This window comes from Actinotignum schaalii, from assembly GCF_028864145.1.
GTDB classification, from domain to species: domain Bacteria; phylum Actinomycetota; class Actinomycetes; order Actinomycetales; family Actinomycetaceae; genus Actinotignum; species Actinotignum schaalii_B.
On record NZ_JARBHJ010000019.1, the window covers coordinates 1 to 20,005 of the forward strand.

Annotated in this window: 17 protein-coding genes; 2 read left to right on the plus strand and 15 right to left on the minus strand. The window is 61.2% G+C overall.

Going from position 1 to position 20,005, the window contains the following annotated elements:
* Positions 1-403: 403 nt before the first annotated feature.
* Complete coding sequence (locus PWJ82_RS05185) at positions 404-886, plus strand: hypothetical protein (protein ID WP_274735625.1); 483 nt, start codon at positions 404-406, stop codon at positions 884-886.
* Between the two features lie 84 nt (positions 887-970).
* Here PWJ82_RS05185 and smpB read toward each other — a convergent pair whose 3' ends face one another.
* The 13 genes from smpB to PWJ82_RS05250 all read right to left on the minus strand — a co-directional run bounded on the left by smpB (position 971) and on the right by PWJ82_RS05250 (position 11,419).
* Positions 971-1,501, minus strand: coding sequence for an SsrA-binding protein SmpB (smpB, locus tag PWJ82_RS05190; RefSeq protein ID WP_274735626.1), 531 nt, complete (start codon positions 1,499-1,501; stop codon positions 971-973).
* A gap of 15 nt (positions 1,502-1,516) precedes the next feature.
* A complete protein-coding gene (locus PWJ82_RS05195) occupies positions 1,517-2,218 on the minus strand; it encodes a hypothetical protein (RefSeq protein WP_274735627.1) in 702 nt (233 codons plus the stop codon).
* A gap of 126 nt (positions 2,219-2,344) precedes the next feature.
* A complete protein-coding gene (locus PWJ82_RS05200) occupies positions 2,345-3,658 on the minus strand; it encodes a M23 family metallopeptidase (protein ID WP_155875951.1) in 1,314 nt (437 codons plus the stop codon).
* Positions 3,659-3,744: 86 nt separating this feature from the next.
* On the minus strand, positions 3,745-4,659 hold the full coding sequence (gene ftsX, locus PWJ82_RS05205; RefSeq protein ID WP_274735628.1) for a permease-like cell division protein FtsX: 915 nt from the start codon (positions 4,657-4,659) through the stop codon (positions 3,745-3,747).
* Positions 4,659-5,351, minus strand: a complete 693-nt coding sequence (gene ftsE / locus PWJ82_RS05210) for a cell division ATP-binding protein FtsE (protein ID WP_016442972.1) — start codon at positions 5,349-5,351, stop codon at positions 4,659-4,661. The genes ftsX and ftsE overlap by 1 nt, the downstream gene beginning before the upstream one ends.
* A 169-nt stretch (positions 5,352-5,520) precedes the next feature.
* Positions 5,521-6,672, minus strand: a complete 1,152-nt coding sequence (prfB, locus tag PWJ82_RS05215; protein WP_274735633.1) for a peptide chain release factor 2 — start codon at positions 6,670-6,672, stop codon at positions 5,521-5,523.
* A 9-nt stretch (positions 6,673-6,681) separates the two neighbouring features.
* Positions 6,682-7,113 carry a hypothetical protein gene (locus PWJ82_RS05220; protein WP_274735634.1) on the minus strand — a complete coding sequence of 144 codons (432 nt, stop codon included), beginning with the start codon at positions 7,111-7,113 and terminating at the stop codon, positions 6,682-6,684.
* On the minus strand, positions 7,110-7,550 hold the full coding sequence (locus PWJ82_RS05225; RefSeq protein ID WP_274735635.1) for a hypothetical protein: 441 nt from the start codon (positions 7,548-7,550) through the stop codon (positions 7,110-7,112). Before PWJ82_RS05225 ends, PWJ82_RS05220 begins: the two co-directional genes overlap by 4 nt.
* Positions 7,547-8,041 carry a hypothetical protein gene (locus PWJ82_RS05230; protein ID WP_274735636.1) on the minus strand — a complete coding sequence of 165 codons (495 nt, stop codon included), beginning with the start codon at positions 8,039-8,041 and terminating at the stop codon, positions 7,547-7,549. The genes PWJ82_RS05225 and PWJ82_RS05230 overlap by 4 nt, the downstream gene beginning before the upstream one ends.
* Positions 8,038-8,250 carry a hypothetical protein gene (locus tag PWJ82_RS05235; protein WP_274735637.1) on the minus strand — a complete coding sequence of 71 codons (213 nt, stop codon included), beginning with the start codon at positions 8,248-8,250 and terminating at the stop codon, positions 8,038-8,040. Before PWJ82_RS05235 ends, PWJ82_RS05230 begins: the two co-directional genes overlap by 4 nt.
* A 41-nt stretch (positions 8,251-8,291) precedes the next feature.
* Positions 8,292-9,197, minus strand: coding sequence for a type II secretion system F family protein (locus PWJ82_RS05240; protein ID WP_274735638.1), 906 nt, complete (start codon positions 9,195-9,197; stop codon positions 8,292-8,294).
* A gap of 15 nt (positions 9,198-9,212) precedes the next feature.
* Entirely contained in the window at positions 9,213-10,211 is a 999-nt protein-coding gene (locus PWJ82_RS05245) for a type II secretion system F family protein (protein ID WP_274735639.1), read from the minus strand.
* 2 nt (positions 10,212-10,213) lie between these two features.
* Positions 10,214-11,419 carry a CpaF family protein gene (locus PWJ82_RS05250; RefSeq protein ID WP_274735640.1) on the minus strand — a complete coding sequence of 402 codons (1,206 nt, stop codon included), beginning with the start codon at positions 11,417-11,419 and terminating at the stop codon, positions 10,214-10,216.
* A gap of 197 nt (positions 11,420-11,616) precedes the next feature.
* Between PWJ82_RS05250 and PWJ82_RS05255 the strand changes: the two genes are divergently transcribed.
* Positions 11,617-12,675, plus strand: coding sequence for a phosphotransferase (locus PWJ82_RS05255; RefSeq protein ID WP_274735641.1), 1,059 nt, complete (start codon positions 11,617-11,619; stop codon positions 12,673-12,675).
* Here PWJ82_RS05255 and PWJ82_RS05260 read toward each other — a convergent pair.
* Both PWJ82_RS05260 and PWJ82_RS05265 read right to left on the minus strand, forming a co-directional pair.
* Positions 12,623-16,465 (minus strand): ATP-dependent DNA helicase, encoded by a 3,843-nt coding sequence (locus PWJ82_RS05260; RefSeq protein ID WP_274735642.1) that lies wholly within the window; start codon positions 16,463-16,465, stop codon positions 12,623-12,625. The two genes, PWJ82_RS05255 and PWJ82_RS05260, sit on opposite strands and share 53 nt — an antisense overlap.
* Positions 16,462-19,872, minus strand: coding sequence for an ATP-dependent DNA helicase (locus PWJ82_RS05265; RefSeq protein WP_274735644.1), 3,411 nt, complete (start codon positions 19,870-19,872; stop codon positions 16,462-16,464). The genes PWJ82_RS05260 and PWJ82_RS05265 overlap by 4 nt, the downstream gene beginning before the upstream one ends.
* Between the last annotated feature and the right edge of the window lie 133 nt (positions 19,873-20,005).

The following is a 20,005-nucleotide window of genomic DNA, read 5'->3' on the forward strand; positions in this document are numbered from 1 at the left end:
ACTAGAAGACTCCACTAGACGGTCCAGTAGATCGTCATCAATAAACTCCCGACGCAAAGCATCAGCAGTAGAGCCATTAGCAGTATCAGGAACATCAGTCATAGTCATAGTCAATCCTCAATTTCTTACTCAAATCAAGCATTTACACAAACTATTTGACACCCTCAAAGACGTCAAAGCTACCGGTCTCACCAAATCGCCACCCTGGCCGGGAGAATCACGCTCGGATGATCCGCAGTAGGTGGCAGCTTCGCGGCGAGCTCTGTTAGTGACGGCCGATCACTCCTTAAGCGCTCGAGATTTCTGTCTATGTGGCCAAAAGAATAAGTGCACCGTACCAAGGAGAAATATTGCGGGACTTGTAGCACCGCCCAGCTCAGGGAACCACAACTAAAATTAGGGTGTGAAACGGCAGATTATCTTAACCATGATCGCCGCCCTCGCTCTCACCGCGTGCGGCACCACTAGCAAGTCCAAAGAATCAGCACCAACGGCAACCCCGACTCCCACAACAACGGCCACATTCAATAAATACAAGGGTAAAAGCCTTGAGGTGAGCATCATCGATAAAACACCTTTTGGAAACTCAAAAAATAATGGGGACGGCACTTGCACTCTGCTCGAGAATGTCGATATCGGCGTATACAAGCAAAGTGATACAAATCGGAATAACGTAATTGCCTTCGGCAGTGCCCCAGCGGGAACTCTCGGCGAACTTCGAGATAACTTCTGCGCATATTCGCCAATCCTCACCCTGCCCGCGAAAAGCTGGAACAATGGTGATGCGTGGTTCGTCGACTACATCACGCCAAGTAAAACCTTCATGAAAGCAATGCATGCGGACCGTACCGTCCGACTGGTCATCTCGGCGAACGGTTTGCGGTAGTCCAAGATGCGGCACCGTCACGGGGCGACTTCACCAGTCCCGCGATATACGGACTCAAGCCTTGCCACTTATTGCGCGGAAACGCTACCGCACCAGCCCTTCGCGGCGCCGGGCGGCAGACATCGCCCGCTGCGCCTCCCGATCCGCTTCGCGCCGGCGAATCGTCTCGCGCTTATCCCATTCCTGCTTGCCCTTAGCCACCGCGATTTCCAGCTTGGCCAGCCCGCGCACGAAATACAGCTCGAGGGGCACAATCGTGTAGCCCTTCGCCTCGACAGCCCGCGCCAGCTTCTCGATCTCCGATTTGTGCAACAGCAGGCGCCGCTTGCGGGTGGGCGCGTGATTCGTCCACGTCCCCATCGCGTAAATCGGAATATTGATCCCGTGCGCGTACACCTGCCCGCGATCCACCTCAATCCAGCCGTCCACCAGCGAGGCCCGGCCCATGCGCAGCGCCTTCACCTCGGTTCCAGACAGCGACATCCCCGCCTCGAAGGTGTCCTCGATGAAATAATCATGGCGCGCCTTCTTATTGCGCGCGATCACCTGATGCGCATCGGCCGCCGCTTTCGCCTGCTGGGCCGGGCTCAGCTTTCCTTCTTTTTTCTTCGCCACGCGAGCTTCTCCGTTCTAATCCTTGAGCTCACGCCGGTCAGTGATGAGGAACCACACAAAAACAAGGGTTCCGGCCAGCAGTACCACCGCTGGCGCGCTCACGTCCAGCAGATGATCGGTGAAGAACGACGGCGCAGCTGCCGCATCGATATTCACCGTCAAGGTGATAATCAATCCAATAACAAAAGTAGTCACGCCGGTAGCTACCCCGGCTACCGCGATCCCCCGCCGCGTGGCAATCGTATTAATCATGCGGCGTACCATCGCCAACACAATGAGAGCCGCGAAACCGACCGCGAAAAGCAACGTTCCCACCGCGTAAGGCGAATCGGTGATAGCAGCCCGATCCCAGACAAACCAGGCGAGTACCAGCCCCAGCACCCCGGTGAGCACCTCATAGGCGGTGGCCTTACGCTGCCCGCGCGCGTAGCGCTTCTCCAATTGCCGGCGCGAATACTTGCTCACGTCAGTTTTTTGCTTCTTCTTCGCCGCAGCTGGCGCTTGCCCCGCAGTCGGAGCAACTGCGCCCTCACCAGCCGGAGCTCCCTTCTCCGTTTCGCCGGGCTGGGTAACCGCCCCGGCCGGCTTATCCGTGCCGAGTGAGCTACCTAGCTGTTGCGGCGTCGTCGTACTAGAAACGCCCGGCGCGGTGTCACGTGCGGTTGAGGCTGCGTCGGTGGTGGGAGCGGGATCGGTCGAGCCGTGTGCTTGTGTCATGACATCCTCTTCGTCGATTCGTGGTTGCGCGCTTGGCTACGCCAGCACACCGGGATAGCCAACGTGCCAGGATGGCCAAATGCCGGGGCGCCGGGCTAGCCGCCCTAAGCCGGGCTGCCCCGCACGCTATTCGTAGAATCCAGGCAGGGACATCGGGTCGATAACCACGCCGTCCTGCCACACTTCAAAGTGTACGTGGCAACCGGTGACCATGCCCGTCATGCCGGTCCAACCGATCACATCACCCTGGCCCACGCTTTGCCCCACGGATACATTGAAGCCGGAAAGGTGATTGTAAACCACCACGTAGGACGAGCCGTTAATATAGCCGAGGTTAAGGATGACCTGGTTGCCGTGTGTGCCGTTACCTGAGGCCGGGCGTACCGCCGCGACCACGCCAGCTGCCGCCGCATATTGCGGATTACCACAGGCTGAACGCAAGTCCACGCCCTCGTGCATCCACCAGCCGCCATCGAAGGGGTAGACACGCATCCCGAAGGGCGAGGTCACGTACAGCGGGGCCGGCACTGGCGGAATGAGAGCACCCGAAGCTGCCGGGGGCGCTGCCGGGGCACCTCCCCCACCGCCCTGGGCTGCTGCTTCCGCGGCGCGCCGCCGGTTTTCTTCGTCAATACGGGCGATCTGCGCGGCGGTATCATCGCGGGCCGCGTTCATGGCCGACAGCGAGTTCTGGAATTCCCCGCGCCGCGCCTCCAAAGCCTGGGATTGCTGGGTGACAGAAGCTTCCAGGTCCGCGAGTTCCTTGGTGCGGGCCGCGGCGGCTGCCTCCTTCGATTTCTTTTCCGCCACCGCGGCATCGGCCTGGCTCTTGAGCTGGGAAATCTCCCCTTGTACTGCCTTTTGCCGCTGGGCACGGGTCCGGTTCGCCGCCGTTGTTTGGGTGACGTCGGTGAGAGTTTGGGATTGCACCCGGGTGATAGCCTGGTTCGCGGATAGCGCGTTGAAGAAATCCGCGCTGGACTTCGCGCCGATCAGAAGCTCCACGGTGGAAACCCGGTTATCACCGCGATATTCGGAACGCGCAATCTCGCCGAGGTTATCGCGAGTTTCGCTCAGTTTCTTCTCACCTTGCGCAATCGAGGTGGTGATGGAATCAAGCTCGCCCTTGGCAGCATCCAGGCGTGCCCCGATTTTTTCTTGTTCGCGCTGGGCTGCTGCGGCGTCGTTCTGCGCCTGCAATAACGCGGCCTGCGCCCCGGGAACCTGCGCCTGCGTTTCTTGCAGCTTGAGGTAAACGTTTTGCAGATCCACGTCCACTCCCTCGAGGGAAGAGCGCAGATTCTCAATTTCGGCTTCCTGCTGTTCTTGCTGGCGGACGAGGTCGTCGCGGTCATCGGCACGCGCCGGCGTCGCTAACCCGGCAACGCCCAGCGCCCCCGCAGCCAGCGCCCCCAGCCATCGTCTGCTCCCGATTCTCACCGGTTCACCTTTCCTATATCTATCTTTTCCAGCGGCCGTACCGTCAGGATTGGCGACGACGCCCCGGCGCCGTCGCCCCACCTCCGTTATACGCGTGCGTACCTGCGCAAAGCGATCCAGGACGCCAAGCCGGACACCAGCACTGAACCAATGAGCAGCCAGGGTGCCACCTGGAGGGCCTCGCTCACGCCGATCACTCGAATCCACGGCAGCGATTGGGAAATCCAATCCTCGAGCAGGAATTTCGCTGCCAGCCACAGCCCGCCGACCGCAAAAATAGCGCCGACAAGCGAGGCAATAATTCCTTCGAGAATAAAGGGCAGTTCGATGAAGAAATTCGAGGCGCCCACGTAGCGCATAATCCCTGTTTCGTTACGCCGCGACATTGCCGAGAGTCGGATCGTGGTGGGGATGAGGAGAAGCGCGGTGAGGATCATGACCGCGGCCAGCCCGCCGGCAATCGCGGTGAAGCGATTAAGGGTGGCGAAAACCGGTTCGATTTGCTCACGCTGGTCGTACACGCTCTGCACCCCGGGTCGGTTGCCGAGGTCTTCTACAAGAACCTGGTACTTTTCCGGGTCGTGCAATTTGACGCGGAATGAAACCTGCATTTGATCTGCTGTGACGGTGTCACGCCAGACCGAATCACCCATTTGTTCCCGGTAGTTTGCGAAAGCTTCTTCTTTGGTTTCGAATTCGTAGCGTTCCACCTGGGAAGCAAGCGGTTCGGTGGTCAGTGCGGTATCGATGGCTTTGATTTGTTCGTCGGTGGCTTCGTTACCGGCGCAGGGTTCGGTAGCATCATTCGCCGCGCACATGAACACCGAGACTTCCACCTGGCTGTACCAATCGGCACGTAGGTGGCTGATTTGGGTTTGGAGCAGCGCTGCCGCGCCCACGAAAAGGAGGGAAACGAAAGTGACGAGGGAAACCGAGGCAGCCATCGCCTTGTTATTGATAAGTCCCTTGAATGTTTGGGACAGGACGAAACGACTGCGCATTAGTGTTGCCCTCCTCCGTACTGGCCGCGATCCTGATCACGAACGATCACGCCGTTGGCCAGCTCAATGACGCGTTTACGCATCTGGTTCACGACGCTGGCATCATGCGTGGCCATAACCACCGTGGTTCCCGAGCGGTTGATCCGGTCCAGGAGGCGCATAATCGACAGCCCGGTGTTTTGGTCCAGGTTTCCGGTCGGTTCGTCGGCGAGGAGGATCTCGGGGCGGTTGACCATGGCGCGCGCAATGGCCACGCGCTGCTGTTCCCCGCCCGAAAGTTCGTTCATACGGCGGCGTTCCTTGCCATCCAGCCCGACCATTTCCAGTACTTCCGGAACTTCGGTGCGGATGCGATGGCGCGGGGCCCCGATGACCTGAAGCGCGAGCGCCACGTTGTCGTGCACATTCTTATCGGGAAGGAGCCGGAAATCTTGGAAAACCGTACCGATGCGGCGCCGCAGGAAGGGGACACGCCGCTGGGAGACCGTGGCGAGGTCCTTGCCGAGCACCTCGATTTTTCCGGATGTTGGCCGTTCGGCAACGTTGATGAGCGATAGCATCGTTGACTTTCCCGAACCGGAGGGACCCACGAGGAAAACGAATTCGCCGCGGTCAATATCCGCGCTTACCGAGTCCAGCGCGGGTTTCGCGCCCTTCTGGTAGAGCTTCGTCACCTTGGTAAATGTGATCATAAACTTGCCCTTAGATTACTACTATCGTGCTTTACCCTACGGAACAGGCCGTGAAATCGCGCGGGACGCGCCGCGCACTCGCAAAAGACGCGTCAATCACTCGCGCACCCGCCGCGTGCTCGTGCACCTTACTACTCGGTATGCGCGGTGCGGTCGCGTTATTCACCGTCTACTCCCCCACGTTATTACTTGTCTTTTCCCCTGCCTTTTCGCCCGTGGCACGCCAGCGGATACCAGCGTCGATAAAACCGTCAATATCACCATCAAAAATAGCGTCGGTATTCCCCGATTCGTACCCGGTACGCAGATCCTTGACCATCTGGTAGGGCTGGAGCACGTAGGACCGCATCTGATCCCCCCACGAAGCCTTAATATCTCCGCGTAGTTCTTTCTTTTCGCGTGCTTCCTCTTCCTGTTTGAGCAGGAGCAGGCGCGATTGCAAGACCCGCATAGCGGCGGCCCGGTTTTGAATCTGCGATTTCTCATCCTGCATCGAGACCACGATCCCGGTGGGCAGGTGGGTGATACGTACCGCCGAATCGGTGGTGTTCACGGATTGGCCGCCCGGCCCCGAGGAACGGAACACATCAATGCGGATATCGGTATCAGGAATATCGATATGGTCAGTTTGTTCGATCAGCGGAATAACCTCGACGGCGGCAAAGGAGGTCTGGCGCCGGCCCTGGTTATCAAAAGGCGAGATGCGCACCAGCCGGTGGGTCCCCGCTTCCACCGAGAGGGTGCCATAGGCATAGGGTGCGCTCACCTCGAAGGTGGTCGATTTCAATCCGGCTTCTTCGGCGTAGGAGGTGTCGAGCACTTTGGTGGCGTAGCCGCTACGTTCGGCCCAGCGCAGGTACATGCGTTGAAGCATCTGCGCGAAATCGGCCGCGTCCACTCCCCCGGCCCCGGAACGAATAGTTACCACGGCATCACGTTCATCGTATTTGCCGGAGAGCAGGGTGCGGATATGGAGTTCTTCCAGTGCCTTTTCTGTGCTTGTCATTTCTTCGCCGAGCGCTTCGTAGAGTTCCCGAGCCGAAGCCGGATCTGAAAGCTCTTCTTCTTGCGCTATTTCGAGCAGCGCACCGGCATCCTCGATACGCGCGCGCATGGTCTCGAGTTTCTCCAGTTCGCTTTGGGCGTGGGAGAGTTTCGAGGTGACTTCTTGGGCGCGGGCGGTATCATCCCAGAGCCCGGGAGCGGAGGATTCTTCCGTCAGCGCGGCGATACGCGCGGTGAGGCCCTCCACATCGGTCACCGCTTCGATTTGGTGAAAAACACTGCGTAGATGGTCAAGACGTTCGGAAAAATCACTCACGGCATAAGGCTACCTCAGGTCAAGGCGCGCCCGGGCCTGCGCGCGGAGTGGAACGGGCAGGTCCAGTACCGGCAGCCGTACTGTTTTTTCCAGGGCGACGACGACGCCGGCGCTATCCGCGCCGGTATCTGGCAGCACGCGCTCCGCGGGACATGTTGCGGCAGCGAGCTGGCGCACGGTGGTGGTGCTGGGATGGCAATCGGCCAGGGGCGCGCTGCTGAAATAGCATTCGCGAGTGATCTCTTGGCTGATCGCGAGCGCGGCGGAATCGGCCTGCCCCTGGAGTGCGTGCCGGGCGGTGAGGACGGTGGCGAGGTAGATAAAACCCAAGCACAGTAGGGCGCTGAGCGCCCAGGTTCCCAGGCCGAGGATGAGGATATTGCCGCGTTCCCGGGGTGTTGCTCGTGCCCGCAGTGCCGGAGATTTCGCCAGGGTGTTCACGGCCGCGCCTGTCGAAAACGATCCACGGTTGTTGAGGCACTCTGCTCGATAAGAACAGTGCGCCCAAAATAAACGAGCGGAACCGAGACCCCGACCGTGACGGTGATACGTGCTCCCGGTCTTAGGCACGGGTGGGCGGAGCAGGAGATCCGCGGGGGCGCGCCGCTTAGGGTGGCGCCGCTAACCGCGGCATCGCTCACCGCGGCGTGAACAACCGCCCGAGCTCGCGCTGTTCCACTGGCCGTGTTGTCCGCGGTTGCGAAACTGCGGGCTGCTTCCTGGGCTGCCTGCGCAGCGACCGCGCGGGCGCGGGTAATCCCGGTGCTTTCCACGGTAAATATGAGGAGCGGGAGAACAAGCACAACGAGGATAGCGAAGGCTTCCAGAGTTCCGTTTCCTTTTTCGCGGGTGCTTCGGTACCTCACCTGGTTTTTCATAACGGTGATCCTTTCGCGGGTGGCGGGTGGGTGTGCGCCCTACGAGCGGTGAGGACGTGTGCGTGGGCTCGCAGCTTGACTGGATGTGTTCCCAGGAGGGAGGAATATGTTCCGGCGATTTCGACCCGCAGGAATTCTTCTTCTCCGATGCGGATCGTGCTCGCGCTGGCTGTGCACTGGCAGGCGGGTAGGCGCGCGGTGATCTCCGCGGTGGCCTGGCCGGCTATCTCGGGCAGGCTGAGCTGGCGCACCGCTCCCGCGCGAGCGGCCCGTGCTGCGCAATCACGTATCTGTTCGATTGCAAAGACGCGGGATCCGAGAACCGCAAGCGCCAGGGCGGCGAGGACCATCGCCCCGGCGAGAAGACAAAAATCGACGACTGCACTGCCGCGTTCAGAATCTGGCGCACGAGGAAAGGGAGCGCTGGACACATGCTCTGCGGGGAGTGGCTTGCCGGAAAACAGCGCTGTGGGTTCAGGTATCGGTGTCATGAAAAACTCGAGATGCGTTCGATGGCGGTGGAGAAGAGGTTCGTGAGGGCCGGGCCGGCTATCGCCCAGATGGCGAGCACCAGGCCGACGGTCATGAGGGTGACAAGTACCCAGCCGGGCACGTCTCCGCGTTCCCGAGAATCCGGAACGGTCCACGTTGCGGCTGGTAGATCAGGGTGGATAAGCGCGCTGTGCGTACTGACTGGCATAAGTAGTTCCTTTCGCTAGCGGGGTTGGTTGTGGCGGTGGTTTATGGGGAGGTGAGGGGAAGGAAGGTGAGTCGAGCCAGGCCCGGGTAGAGGGCGATGACCACGATGAAGGGCAAGATGAGGAAAACAACGGGGATCATCATGAGGATTTCGCGGCGGCCTCCACGTTCGAGGAGCTGACGGCGGGCATAATCTCGTGCTTCTTCAGCTTGTACCCGCAAGGTATCTGCGAGCGGAGAGCCGTGGGCTAGTGCGGCAACTAAGGCTTCGCATAGGCTTTGCAAGGCCGGGTTGTGTACCCGTTCGTTAAGGTGGCGCACTGCGGTGGTAAGCGGGTCTCCGGCGTAGACGTCCCCGAGGGTTCGCCGCAGTTCTTTTCCCAGGGCTCCGCCGGCGAAGCTCGCAACATATTCAATAGCTCCCACGATGCTGGTACCTGCCCCGACCGCGATGCTCAGGAGGTGGGCAATATCGGGAAGTTCTGTGGTGATAGAGCCGTCGCGGCGGCGCAGGCGCGCGGTGAGCTGAGAGTCCACGCCGAGGATGGCGCCGATGAGGAAGAACAGTGGGCAGGCGGCCGCGAGCGCAGCGGGTAATCCGCGGGCCAGGCAGGCTAGCCCGAACACGATACCGACCGCTCCCGCGAGTACTCCCGCGCGTAATTGGGCAAAGCGGAAGTCTGCGACGTCGCCCTCCCCTAAACGGTGGAGGCGGCCCGTGACCGATGCGTGAGTGGAACCGAATTTTTCCGCGCCGCGCAGCGCCATTCTGATGATGCGATGGGGCAGGCGCGGGCGGGCACCGCCAAGGTAGGGCACGATGCGCGAAACCAGTGCGGGGCCTGGCCAGAGCCACCACCAGCCGAGGAGCACGAGGCCGGCCGCGCAGAGACTCCCGGTAAGTGCAGGGAGGGGTGCAGGAAGAAACGCGCGAAGGGGAAGAAGCATAGGAGCGGTCCCGTCCTATACTGCGGCGCGCCGGGCGCGACTGGGACGGGGCGGCGAGGACGAGCCGACCTGTGAGGAGGCTGGCGAAGCAGTGGGCAAGGTAGTAGGTAAGGCTCTCGGAGCGGATCTCGAAACCGATCCCGGCGCAGATCCCGGTGAGCCGGCCAGGACTCGTTGTTCTTCGGGGAGTCGGCCCAGGTGGAGCATGAGTCCGTAGGCAAGCAGTGTGGCGCCCAGGCCAAGCAGGAGGATGAGCGTGCCGGTTGGCGAGGTGAAGGCATCCATCGTGCCCGGCCTGGTGGAGAGCAGGAGGAGGACGAGCCACGGGGCAAGAGCGGCCACCCGTGCCCCGTTAACGGTCCATGATTGCCGGGCGAGGAGTTCACCCCGGGCCCGGTTTTCTGCGCGCAGGGATACCGCGAGGGATTCCAGGACGCGGGGTAGATCGTGGCCGCCGTGGCGCACCGCGAGTCGGAGAATTTCGAGGACCCGGTCCGATACCGGGTCGTGGAAGGAATCTTTGAGACGAGTCAGGGAGGCATCAATACTTCCGGTTCTTTGCAGGTGAGTGGCGAAGGAGCGCATTGCGGGCGGGGCGTCTGGCCGAGTGGCGAGATAGAGAAGAGCTTCGGGGATAGTGCGCCCGGCACGCAGGGAAGAGAGCAGCTGATCGATACGGTCGGGCCAGGCCAGACGCTGCGCTTCCCTGGTTTTTCTCCCGGTGTGACGAGCATGCCAGAATGGCAGCCATATTCCTACCGTTCCTCCGGCTACGCCGAGGAAAGGATGACCGGTGGTGAGCAAGGCACCCAGGGCCAGTCCAAGACCGCAACACAGAGCTATCCCGAGTCTGCGTGTGGGAATGGTGATGCGCGGCTTTCTTTGACGCGCAGGCCAGCCCGAGCGATCCCGCCAGCCCGAGCGATCCCGCCAGCCCGAGCGATCCGGCGCGGACAGGGCGCGAATAACTGTGAGAATTCCGGTGGCGAGTAAAGCTCCTACGATCAGTCCCATGATCAACTCGCCTTCCTCGTAAGAATGTGGCCATCTGGCCCAAGGCCGATTACCTCCAGAATCTGGGTAACCCGGCGCTGCCCGCTGGCGGCACGCGCCACGTGAATGACGAGGCTGATAGTGGCGGCAACGGTGGGTGTGACGAAGTTCGGGGTAATATTTTCACCCGCGAGGAGGGGGAGGATCTCCAATTTGGCCAGGGCTTCCCGCGCACTGTTGGCGTGAATCGTGCAGGCCCCGGGAATACCCGCGTTGAGGGCAACAAGAAGATCGAAGGCTTCTGCTCCGCGTACTTCTCCGATCACGATGCGGTCTGGGCGCATACGTAGACTTTCGCGCACGAGGTCACGGAGCGTCACCGCGCCGCGCCCTTCCAGGGAGGGCGGACGCGTTTGCATCGCGACAACATCGGGGAGGTCGATACCCAGCTCAAACACTTCCTCAGCACTGATGAGGCGTTCTGTTGGTGGTATCGCACCGAGCAGAGCACGTAAAAGAGTAGTTTTGCCCGCTCCGGTTGATCCCGATACCAAAATATTGCGCCCGGCGCTCATGGCTGCGCTCAGGTAGTCAGCCTGCGCTTCTTCCAGCATCTGCACATTCACCAGATCGCTGAGCTTGCGGGCCCGCACCGTGTATTTTCTGATATTGATCGCCCAGTGGCGTGCGGTGATATCGGGGATGGCCACGTGGAGGCGTTCTCCGCTAGGCAGCTGGGCATCGACAAAAGGGGTGGAGAGGTCCAGGCGCCGCCCGGAAGCATAGAGCATCCGCTCGACCAAAGTGTGGATCTCACCTTCGGTCATCGTGAGATCAACACGGGCGGATACCCCGGCGCGGGCCACAAAAATCTTATCGGGGGCATTGATCCAGATTTCCTCCACCTGCGGGTCATCGAAGAATTTTTGTAGCGGTCCGTATCCGCTCAACTGGGAGATGAGGTGGGAGCGCACGCTCTCCGTATCCGCCAGTGCCGCGTGCTCTCCGCGAACCGATTCGTCATTAAACGTGGTGAGGGTTTCTCCCACGATGGTTTCCAGGAAGGCGGTATCCCGGCGGGGATCAATTCCGCGGTGCCGAATCGTTGCCCGAACTCGCTCTTCTATGGCCTGCCGGGTGGCGGAGGCAGGGCGATAGGCACGACTGGCCGCGTGCGCTGAGCGAGCCGAGGCGAGGCCCGCTGGCCCCGGATATGCCGTTTCGTGCATGGCGCCCCCTTTGGATATTCGGGTGGTGATCGTGGTGAGGTGCTCTCACTGTAGGGTCTCCCGCGTCCGGGAATAGCACCCAGCCGGCTGGCTGTGGATAGGGGATGCGTTTCGCGATGATGTGGATAGATCCGGTGGCCGATCTATATCCGGGGTGTAGGCAAGCACGTGGCTGAGTTTTCGGATAAATTGAGGGGGTGACTACTTCTCCGCTCTATCTTGCTGCGCTTGCCGTCGGGGCTCTCGGCGTCGAGATTGTCTCCACGCGCCAACCGTTTGTTGAGACGGAAGATTTTGTTTCCGGTTGTGTCCTTGATTCCCAGGGGCGCCACTGGATGGTTAAAGTTCCTCAGAATGGCACGGCGGCAACATCCTTAGAAGCCGAGGCGGCTCTGGCCCCCCAGCTTTTGGAAGAATTACGGGCCGGTCGCCTACCTTTCGATATCATGCGACCGGCCGGTTTTGTTGATGCGGATACCGGGGGCCGCGCGGTGGTCTACCCGGAGCCTTTTGGGCGGGCGCTGGTTTTCGAAGCCCTCGGTGAGGAAGAAGTACGGGAGATGGGCCGCACGCTTGCCGCGATTCACAGTATTGATCGGGATGTGGTGGCTCGATCCGGGTTGCCTGTTTATACGGCTGGGCAGTGGCGTGCTCGGGTGCGGGCCGAGCTGGAGGCAGCCGATCAGGAAACGTCCCTTCCCACGATTTTGCGCCAGCGCTGGATGGATGTGCTGGATAGTGACGAGGTGTGGGATTTTGAGGAAACGGTTGTCCACGGTGATGTGGCTTCCGATAATTTCTTGTGGTCGAATGGCTCGGTTGCGAGCGTGCTCGGTTTTGGTGAGGCGCACGTGGGCGACCCGGCTCGGGATTTAGCGGCGATGCTTGTTCTTGATGACGAACAGTGGCCGAGTTTTATTACGTCGTATGAGAATGCGCGCTCGGTTGAGCTGAGGGAAGCGGATTACACCCGTATTATTTTCACTTCGGAGTTCGCGATTATTCGCTGGCTCATGTACGGGATTCGTACGGGCAGCATGGAGATTAGGAACGACGCCGTCCAGATGCTCGGCGCGCTGGCCGAGGATGTACGTGAAGCCCCGGATTTGCTCCCCGCTCCCCCGGCATCGGAGTCGGCTTTCAGTGAAAGTGCTTCCGATGCCGAGGCGAGCGGTGCGGATGAGCTGACCGGGGAGACCGCGGTTACTGCTCCTGATTGGGCAGACCCGCACGAAGCAGAATTTCCTCCTCGCTGAGCTTCCCGGCCCGTAGTTCCTCAGCTCTGTTTCCCCGCAGGTATACGAAGGAAGCGTCGATGTCCGCAAGGGGAACGCCGTGTGCCCGGGACCAGGCAAGCCGGTAGAGGGCGAGCTGAAGTTCGCGGGCAGCTTTCGTTTCCCCGTAGGGGCGCCGCCCGGATTTCCAGTCAACGATAGTCACCGGGGCACGCCCGGGTACCTGGGAGGTGTCGAAAACAGCGTCGAGCGCACAGTGGACAACATGCCCCCCGATAACCACACCGAGTTGCTGTTCGATGGCGAGCGGCGGGTAGCTCGCCCATTCGGATGCTTCGTAATTCTCATACATATGCACGATTTCTTCCGCGCTGAGAACAGGATCATGTTCGAGGGGATCCTCGCTATCAATATTGAGCACGGCGGCGCTCGCGTAACTATCAGCGATTTTTTCGTGCAGGATCGTCCCCAAACGCGCAGCTCGCGAGGGCTGGCGGGGAACCGGGCGGCGTTTATTGCGCAGGTATTCTTCCCGGTGTTCAGCCCGGTAGACCAGCTCGGTGGCGGTGTAATGCCCGCCGGCCTCGGTGTAGTCGGCTGTTTCCGCTTGCTGTTTGCGTGCGATGAGCCGGCCGATGACCTGGGTGAGTTCGGCGCGCTGGTCAGCATCGAGAGTTTCCGCCTCGATAGGGAGGCTGCGGGCCAGGTCACGCGGCCAGGCAAGCAGATCGGGCGCCTCGAAATAATGCGGTACGGGTTCGAGCACCGGCGGGTATACAACTTCTTCCCCGAAAATATCGACGAGCTCATCCACGCTCAAGCTGTCCGGTGCAATATCCGGGAATCCTTCCGGCAGCTTTACGGACGAAACCGTAGCAGGCGAGGCAACCAGCGTGAGCTCTCCGCTAGCGGCAGCTTCCCGCACCGCGCTCAGGAAGCACGAGGGAGGCCGCGTTTCAACGCCCAGCGCGTTCTCACTCCCATCTGCCGGGGTATCGGCAGCGTTCTTCTTCGCTTGCTTTTCTGCCTTCTGTACCCGGCCGGACACATCCTTCTCATCTTGGAAACAGTATCCGGCCAGCAGGAGCTCCCGAGTGGACCGGGTAAAGGCCACGTAGGCAAGGCGCCGCATTTCTTCACTTTCGTGGTACGCCAATTCGTCAAGGAACCGCGCATAGGTATTCGCGACGGTGATTTTGTCGAGATTACGAGCACCGGCCAGCGTAAATTGGGGCAGATACGAGTAGTCGGTGCGCAGGGGGTACGGGAAAATACCGGTATTGCGCGGCCAGGATTTCACACCTTCGGTCACTTCGGAGAACTGGCCTTTCACGAGTTCTGGTACGACGACGAGGTCACGCCATTCCAAACCTTTGGCAGCATGAACAGTCATCAATTGGATAACGCCGGGGATAACATCGACCGCGCTCTCCACCCGCGGAATATCTGCCCCGGATTCTTCTTCCCCGCCGTGTTCTTCTGTTTCCACCACATCGAGCCATTCCACGAATTCGCGCATACCGCGCTGACTATCACCGTGCGCATAGGTGCGAGCCAGGGAGATGAATTGGTCGATGGAGGTACGGACCCGCTGCCCGCCTTCGCTGCGGGTAGCGGCCGCGGTATCGAGGCCGAGCAGGTGAACGGCCCGATCAATCTGATCGCCCAAAGCATTATGCAAACCGGAACGCAAGGATGCGAGGGTGGCGTTCAAGCGCCGCAGGCGTTCCCAGCCACTGCCGGAGAATTCGGCTTGCGCGGATCGGGCTGCTTGCCCGAGCTCAGCTTCGCCCGTTTCCGCCAGCTCCGGCGTATCCACGTGCTCACCCGTGCGCTCACACGGAGTCGTCGGGGTGCCCGCCAGGAGCATAAGCGCGTGGAGTGCCTCACCCAAATTGGCTTCATCACGGCTGTTGAGAAGGGGTTGCACGGTGGCAGGTGTACCTTCTGCGCCAGGCTCGCCCTCGTGGACGGGTGCGGCGTCGTCGCTTATAAAACTGGCACGCACGTCGCTATTGACTTTGGTGACCGCAGCAGCCGCGTAGCGACGCGCCCAGCGCGAAAGCGCGCGAATATCTGCCACCCCGATATTCCAGTGGGCGAGTAAACGCGCGAGGAGGTCGCCGCGGGCCGGGTTGGCAGCCAGGCCGAGTGCGGCCCGCATGGTAATGATTTCCGGGCGCGCCACCAGTGATTCCCCGCCCACGATCTCAAAGGCGAGGGGCTGGGGCACTGTGCTTCCGGGGTGAGCAGCAGATTCCCTGGCTAGCTGGCTATTGAGTTCCCGCAGGGCGGCGGCCATCATATCGATATAGGAGCGTTTACGGCACAAAACCGCGATCTCTGCTCCGCGCGGTGCTTCACCGCGAGCGCGCCGCTCTTCGTTTTCCGCGGCCACCCGCTCGCGTACCGCGAGGATATGCCGGGCGATACTCCGGTAGGAGTCTTCGCGCAGCAGGGTACGGATTTCGCTGACGCGCCCGGCTCCCGCTCCCGGCCGTTCCCGCAGCCGCAGCGGCGCGATATCTGCACTATCCCCCGCGCTCCCCGCGGTTTCCGCGTTTGTTGGAGCGGGCCTGAATTCGGGTGGGAAATTCGGGTGGTCGCGATCTTCGCGTAGGAACGTGTCCCGTTCCAAGGGAGTGGCGACGGCGTTGCCTGCAGCGAGCACGGCTCGATCATTACGGAAAGCGGTGGAGAGCTGGAGTTTCTCTACGTGCCCGAAAATGCGGGTGGTGTGGCGTGCGAAGTTGGTGAGGGCCGCGGCGCTGGCGCCTCGCCACCCGTAGATGGCCTGGTTCGGGTCCCCTACCGCGGTGATGGATAGGAAGCCGTCTCGTTTCGCGGTGAGTGCGCTGAGGAGGAACTGTGCCTGATTTTCATCTGTGTCTTGATATTCGTCGAGCAGGATCAGGCGATAGCGGGAGGAGATTTCCTTAGCGATTTGGGGATACCGGGTCATGATGCGCCCGGCGATAGCGACCTGGTCGGCGAATTCGGTAACGTTGAGTTCTTTTTTGAGCTGGAGGTAGGCCTCCACTAGCCCGAGCACGACCTGTTGCTGTTTGGGTACTGCCACTCCCCCTTTCAAATTGGTGAATTTCTTGGAGGCATCCGGGTACCAGCAGCGCGCGCTCATGATGCGTGTTGAGTCGGCACACAGCGTTTCCAGGGCTTGATCCTGAGCGGTGAGGAAAGTGCGGGCTTCTGCTAGCTCCACGCCGTTGGTGAGGATTCCTTGGGCGAAGGTGAGGGCGTCGTTGATGAGGCTGGAACGGCTGCGTTCGGCAAGGACCGCGGTGCTAGCGCTGCTGGGCAGGGCGCTCACAACCTGGTCCATGAGCTGGACGCGTTCGGCATCGGTGATGAGGCGGGCGGTGGGATCGGCTCCGACCAGCATGCCGTAGGCTCCGGCGATGTCGTTCGCGAAAGAGTTGTAGGTGGATATCACGGGCCTGCGCATGGCGCTTCCCGCGTTGCTTCCTTCCGGGGCGAGGAGGCCGAGTTTTTCCAAGCTGGTGTTAACTCGTTCAGCTAGTTCTCCGGCGGCTTTCCGGGTGAATGTGAGGCCAAGAACCTCATCCGGGGTGACGTTGCCGCAGGCGAGGTGGTAGGCAATCCGGTCCACCATGGTTTTTGTTTTACCCGATCCGGCTCCGGCAACCACGAGGATGGCCGGCGCGGTGGAGGTGATAACCCGGCGTTGTTCCGCGGTGGGTGGGTGTTCTTGGCCGGCGAGGATGCGGTCTAGAGCGGCATCGGGTTCCGCTGGCGCCTGTGCTTTAACGTATTCGTGGGATGTGGGTGTCATGAGAAAATCCGTCCTTCTTGCGTGAGTGGACTAATGGATTGAACCCGGTCATTGGCTTCTTCCAAACTGGGAGAGACCGGCACGAAGCCACTCACCGCGATCTGGGCGGCGCTGCGTACCCGGTCTTCCGCGCGAGCCGCGCTCACCTCATCAAGAGGCTCTTGGGTGAGAACGGACGGGCTGTGCTGTTTCTTCAAGAAATTATGCGGGTGGACATATACAAGTTCCGCGCCGGCAGGGGTGTGTTTTTCACTCAGGGCCCACTGGTAGACCTGGAGCTGGGCGTGGTCCTCAGCCTGCGCCTCGCTGGGCTTATATTTTCCGGTTTTCAGGTCAATGACCCGCGCGCCTTCCCCGCGATTGACGAGGCGGTCAATAGAACCGGATACCCGTACGGGCGGGGTGCCGGGTAGCTCACGGCTAATCCGGCGTTCCACGCCTAGCAAGGTGTCATCCCGGTGGGAATCAAAATAGATATAGAGGTTATCGACCATGTCACTGGCTTGGTCGAAGAGGAGTTTGTCGTAATGGGTGGGAGTTTCGGATAGTTTTTCAGGCCAGAGTTCTACCAGTCGGGCGTGCATCTGCTCCTGGTTGGGTTCCTCAGCGAATTCTTCGGCGATACGGTGAACCAGGGTTCCGATGGAGGCGCTCTCAGTGCCTTCTTCCGAGCGCAGGCCCACCGCGGAACAGAATCCGTCAAGCGGGCAGGCAAGAAGGGATTCCACCGCTGAGGGACTCACGTAGACCGGACCGGGCACCGCTGCTTCGGTTGAGGTGGTGAGCTCATCCATCCAGGTGTGTGGATCCGCCGCGTTAAATCCGGCGCTGCGCATTTTCTCTAGAGCTGCCCGGGCGAAATCGCTGGATTCTCCCCCGGCGCGTAGTGCCCGGCGCAGTACCCCAACGGTTTCCTCACTGCTGAGGAGCGCGGGCGGAATCGGTTGGGCAACGAGGGGCCGGTGCCCAAGGGGAAGAGTCATACCCCATCGCGGATCGCTGAGTGAGCGCACGGTGCGTGGAAGATTGGAACCGCTCCCACCGGCTCCCGCGCCCGCGCTAACACTTGCTCCGGCTGAATTTTCCGAGATGTCAAAGCCGAGCAGGGGGAAGAAGCGCGAAGGGGTATCTCCCATGCTGTCCGTGGTGGTCACGAGGAGACTGCGCCGGGAACGCGTAACCGCGAAATGTAATTGGCGTAGTTCATCAGCGATGACCGCCGCCGTGGAATCGCGATAGACCGCGCCTCCGTTAGCCGCACTTCCTGTGGTAGCAGCACTTCCTCCACTAACCGCGGTTCCCGCACTAGCCGAACCGTCTGCACCAGCCGCGGCGGCCGAACTGGCTCCGCCGGTAAACCTTCCGGTCACAAGTTCACTCAGGAGTCCGGTACCCGTGAGGGCATCGCGCGGGCGCGGATTGGGCCATACTCCATCCACCACGTGCATGAGGACAATATGATCCCATTCGCGCCCTTGGGCTCCCGCGGGAGTGAGGAGGGAAACGCTATCGGCTTGCGCGCCACCGCGCGCAATGGAATCTTCGGGGAGTTCTTGGGAACTCACTCCCTCCAGGAGAGTATCCACCGTGACGGCTGGGTCACGGTCAGCCATGCGTTGCGCCACCCGGAAGAGAGAAATAACCGCATCGAGATTCCGGTTGGCCCGATCAGCATCCGGGCCGTGCCCGAGGGCTAATTGTTGCCATTCTTCGGATTTTCCAGCGCCCTCCCACGCGGCCCACAGCACTTCTTCCGCTTGCATGGCGCAGGCCTCCCCCGCCTCCCGGATATGAGCGAGCAGGGCCCGCAAGGGTTCGAGTTCCGCTGCGGTAGGCCCACCGCACCCCAGGACGGCTCCGGTGAGAAGTTCTGCTTCACTGCCACGCTGCCCGGAGAGGAGGGCTTGGGCGCGCAGCCACCTGCCTACCCGTTTAATTTCGAGGGGATCCATTCCGATCATGGGTGAGGCAAGTAATGCCGGGATATCAACGCCTTCAGGGGTGGCGAAGGCATGCGGGCCGCTGGTGAAGGCAGCGCGGAGGAGGTCAAAGAGTGCGGCGACTGCCGGTTCGCGGTGGAGGGGTTCATCGCTAGCCTGGGGTGCTACCGGTATTCCGCGCCGCACGAGTGCGTCGCGGATCCGCCCGTGTTCGCTGCGTGCACGGGTAAATACCGCCATCTGCGCGTAGGGGGTTCCGGTGCGCAGATGTACTTCTTCCAGGTAGGAGGCCACGTAGGCAATTTCTTCTTCCATGTGGGCGAAGCTGGCCCCGCGCAGCGCATCATTCCACGGATCGGTTACCGCATCACCGCCACTGCCATGATCCGAAAGTTCCGGCCCGGCTCCGCGGTGGGCGTGCACGCCGCCGCCCACCGGGAGGGCCTGCTCAATGCGCTGGGCTTGGCTAATGAGAACGGAACCGCCGCGGTGCCGGACGTTGAGGTATACAAGATCCGCATCTAGGCCGCGGGGAGCGGGATAGGCAAGATCACCGGGGAGGGAATGCACCCCACCACGGAATCCTTGGACCGCGCTATCGGGATCACCGGCCACGATGATCCGTGTTCCCTGATCGCGCATCACACCTAAGAGAGGAAGCATAGAACGCGGTGCGTTCTGGGCATCATCAACAAGGACCATTGCCCAACGGGGCCGCGGTACCGGGACCGTGCGGCCCGCTGCCGCCAGATGTTCTTCCCAATCCGCAAGCATATGGGTAGCCGCACCGACGAGCTGGCTGTGATCAAGACGATCCGGGCTAGCGGCCGAACCGGCCAGCGCATCCCCCAGAGTGCGCACCTCATCGTAACGGCGCATAAGCGCGCCGGCCAGGTGCCACATCTGCGCTTGGAGTTCGGGCACGCTGCGGTTTTCCGCCCAGGCTTCCAGCTGGCCGGCATCCAGGCCGAGTTCGCGAGCGCGGGTGATAAGGTTACGCAGCTCTTGGCGTAATCCGGGAAGATCACGTACATCCTCTGTAACAAAATCGGGGAATTGTATCCCCGAGTATTCATCACTGAGAATCTCCCGCACGATACGATCCTCATCAGGACCGGAGATCAATTCCGGTTTTTCCCGGCCCAGCGCTTGGGCGTAGCGCTGCACGATGGCGTAGGCGAAGGCAGAAAGAGTGCGGACCTCCAGGTTTTCGGGGCGCACCCCGGCCGCCAAGGTGAGCAGGTGTTGGAGGCGCGCTGCGGCGCGCCGATCCTGGGTGATCACCGCAATATTTCCCTCACGGAGAGCCGCGCGGGCGATATGCGCGAGGACGGTGGTTTTCCCGCTTCCGGGCGCGCCAATAATGCTCAGCGTGCCCGGGGCTAATCCGCCCGCGGACCGTGCCAGAGCCGCGCTGACCGCTGCCTCTTGCGAGGCATCGAGTTGTTCGACGATGCTGTCCACCACGATCCTTTCTTCGCAGGTGCGTTGTTAGGATTAACCATACGAGAGGCTTACGACAAAATTTTTTGTCGTAAGAGGCCGCTACTGTGGAGGCATCGCGAACGCTACTGTGAACGCATCGCGAAGATGAGCTATC

Excerpts from the sequence above, each read along its gene's own strand:
- PWJ82_RS05195 (WP_274735627.1), bottom strand. The coding sequence starts at position 2,218 with ATGACACAAGCACACGGCTCGACCGATCCCGCTCCCACCACCGACGCA.
- PWJ82_RS05240 (WP_274735638.1), bottom strand. The coding sequence starts at position 9,197 with ATGCTTCTTCCCCTTCGCGCGTTTCTTCCTGCACCCCTCCCTGCACTT.
- PWJ82_RS05250 (WP_274735640.1), bottom strand. The coding sequence starts at position 11,419 with ATGCACGAAACGGCATATCCGGGGCCAGCGGGCCTCGCCTCGGCTCGC.
- PWJ82_RS05230 (WP_274735636.1), bottom strand. The coding sequence starts at position 8,041 with ATGACACCGATACCTGAACCCACAGCGCTGTTTTCCGGCAAGCCACTC.
- PWJ82_RS05245 (WP_274735639.1), bottom strand. The coding sequence starts at position 10,211 with ATGGGACTGATCGTAGGAGCTTTACTCGCCACCGGAATTCTCACAGTT.
- ftsX (WP_274735628.1), bottom strand. The coding sequence starts at position 4,659 with ATGCGCAGTCGTTTCGTCCTGTCCCAAACATTCAAGGGACTTATCAAT.
- PWJ82_RS05260 (WP_274735642.1), bottom strand. The coding sequence starts at position 16,465 with ATGACACCCACATCCCACGAATACGTTAAAGCACAGGCGCCAGCGGAA.
- ftsE (WP_016442972.1), bottom strand. The coding sequence starts at position 5,351 with ATGATCACATTTACCAAGGTGACGAAGCTCTACCAGAAGGGCGCGAAA.
- PWJ82_RS05225 (WP_274735635.1), bottom strand. The coding sequence starts at position 7,550 with ATGAAAAACCAGGTGAGGTACCGAAGCACCCGCGAAAAAGGAAACGGA.
- PWJ82_RS05235 (WP_274735637.1), bottom strand. The coding sequence starts at position 8,250 with ATGCCAGTCAGTACGCACAGCGCGCTTATCCACCCTGATCTACCAGCC.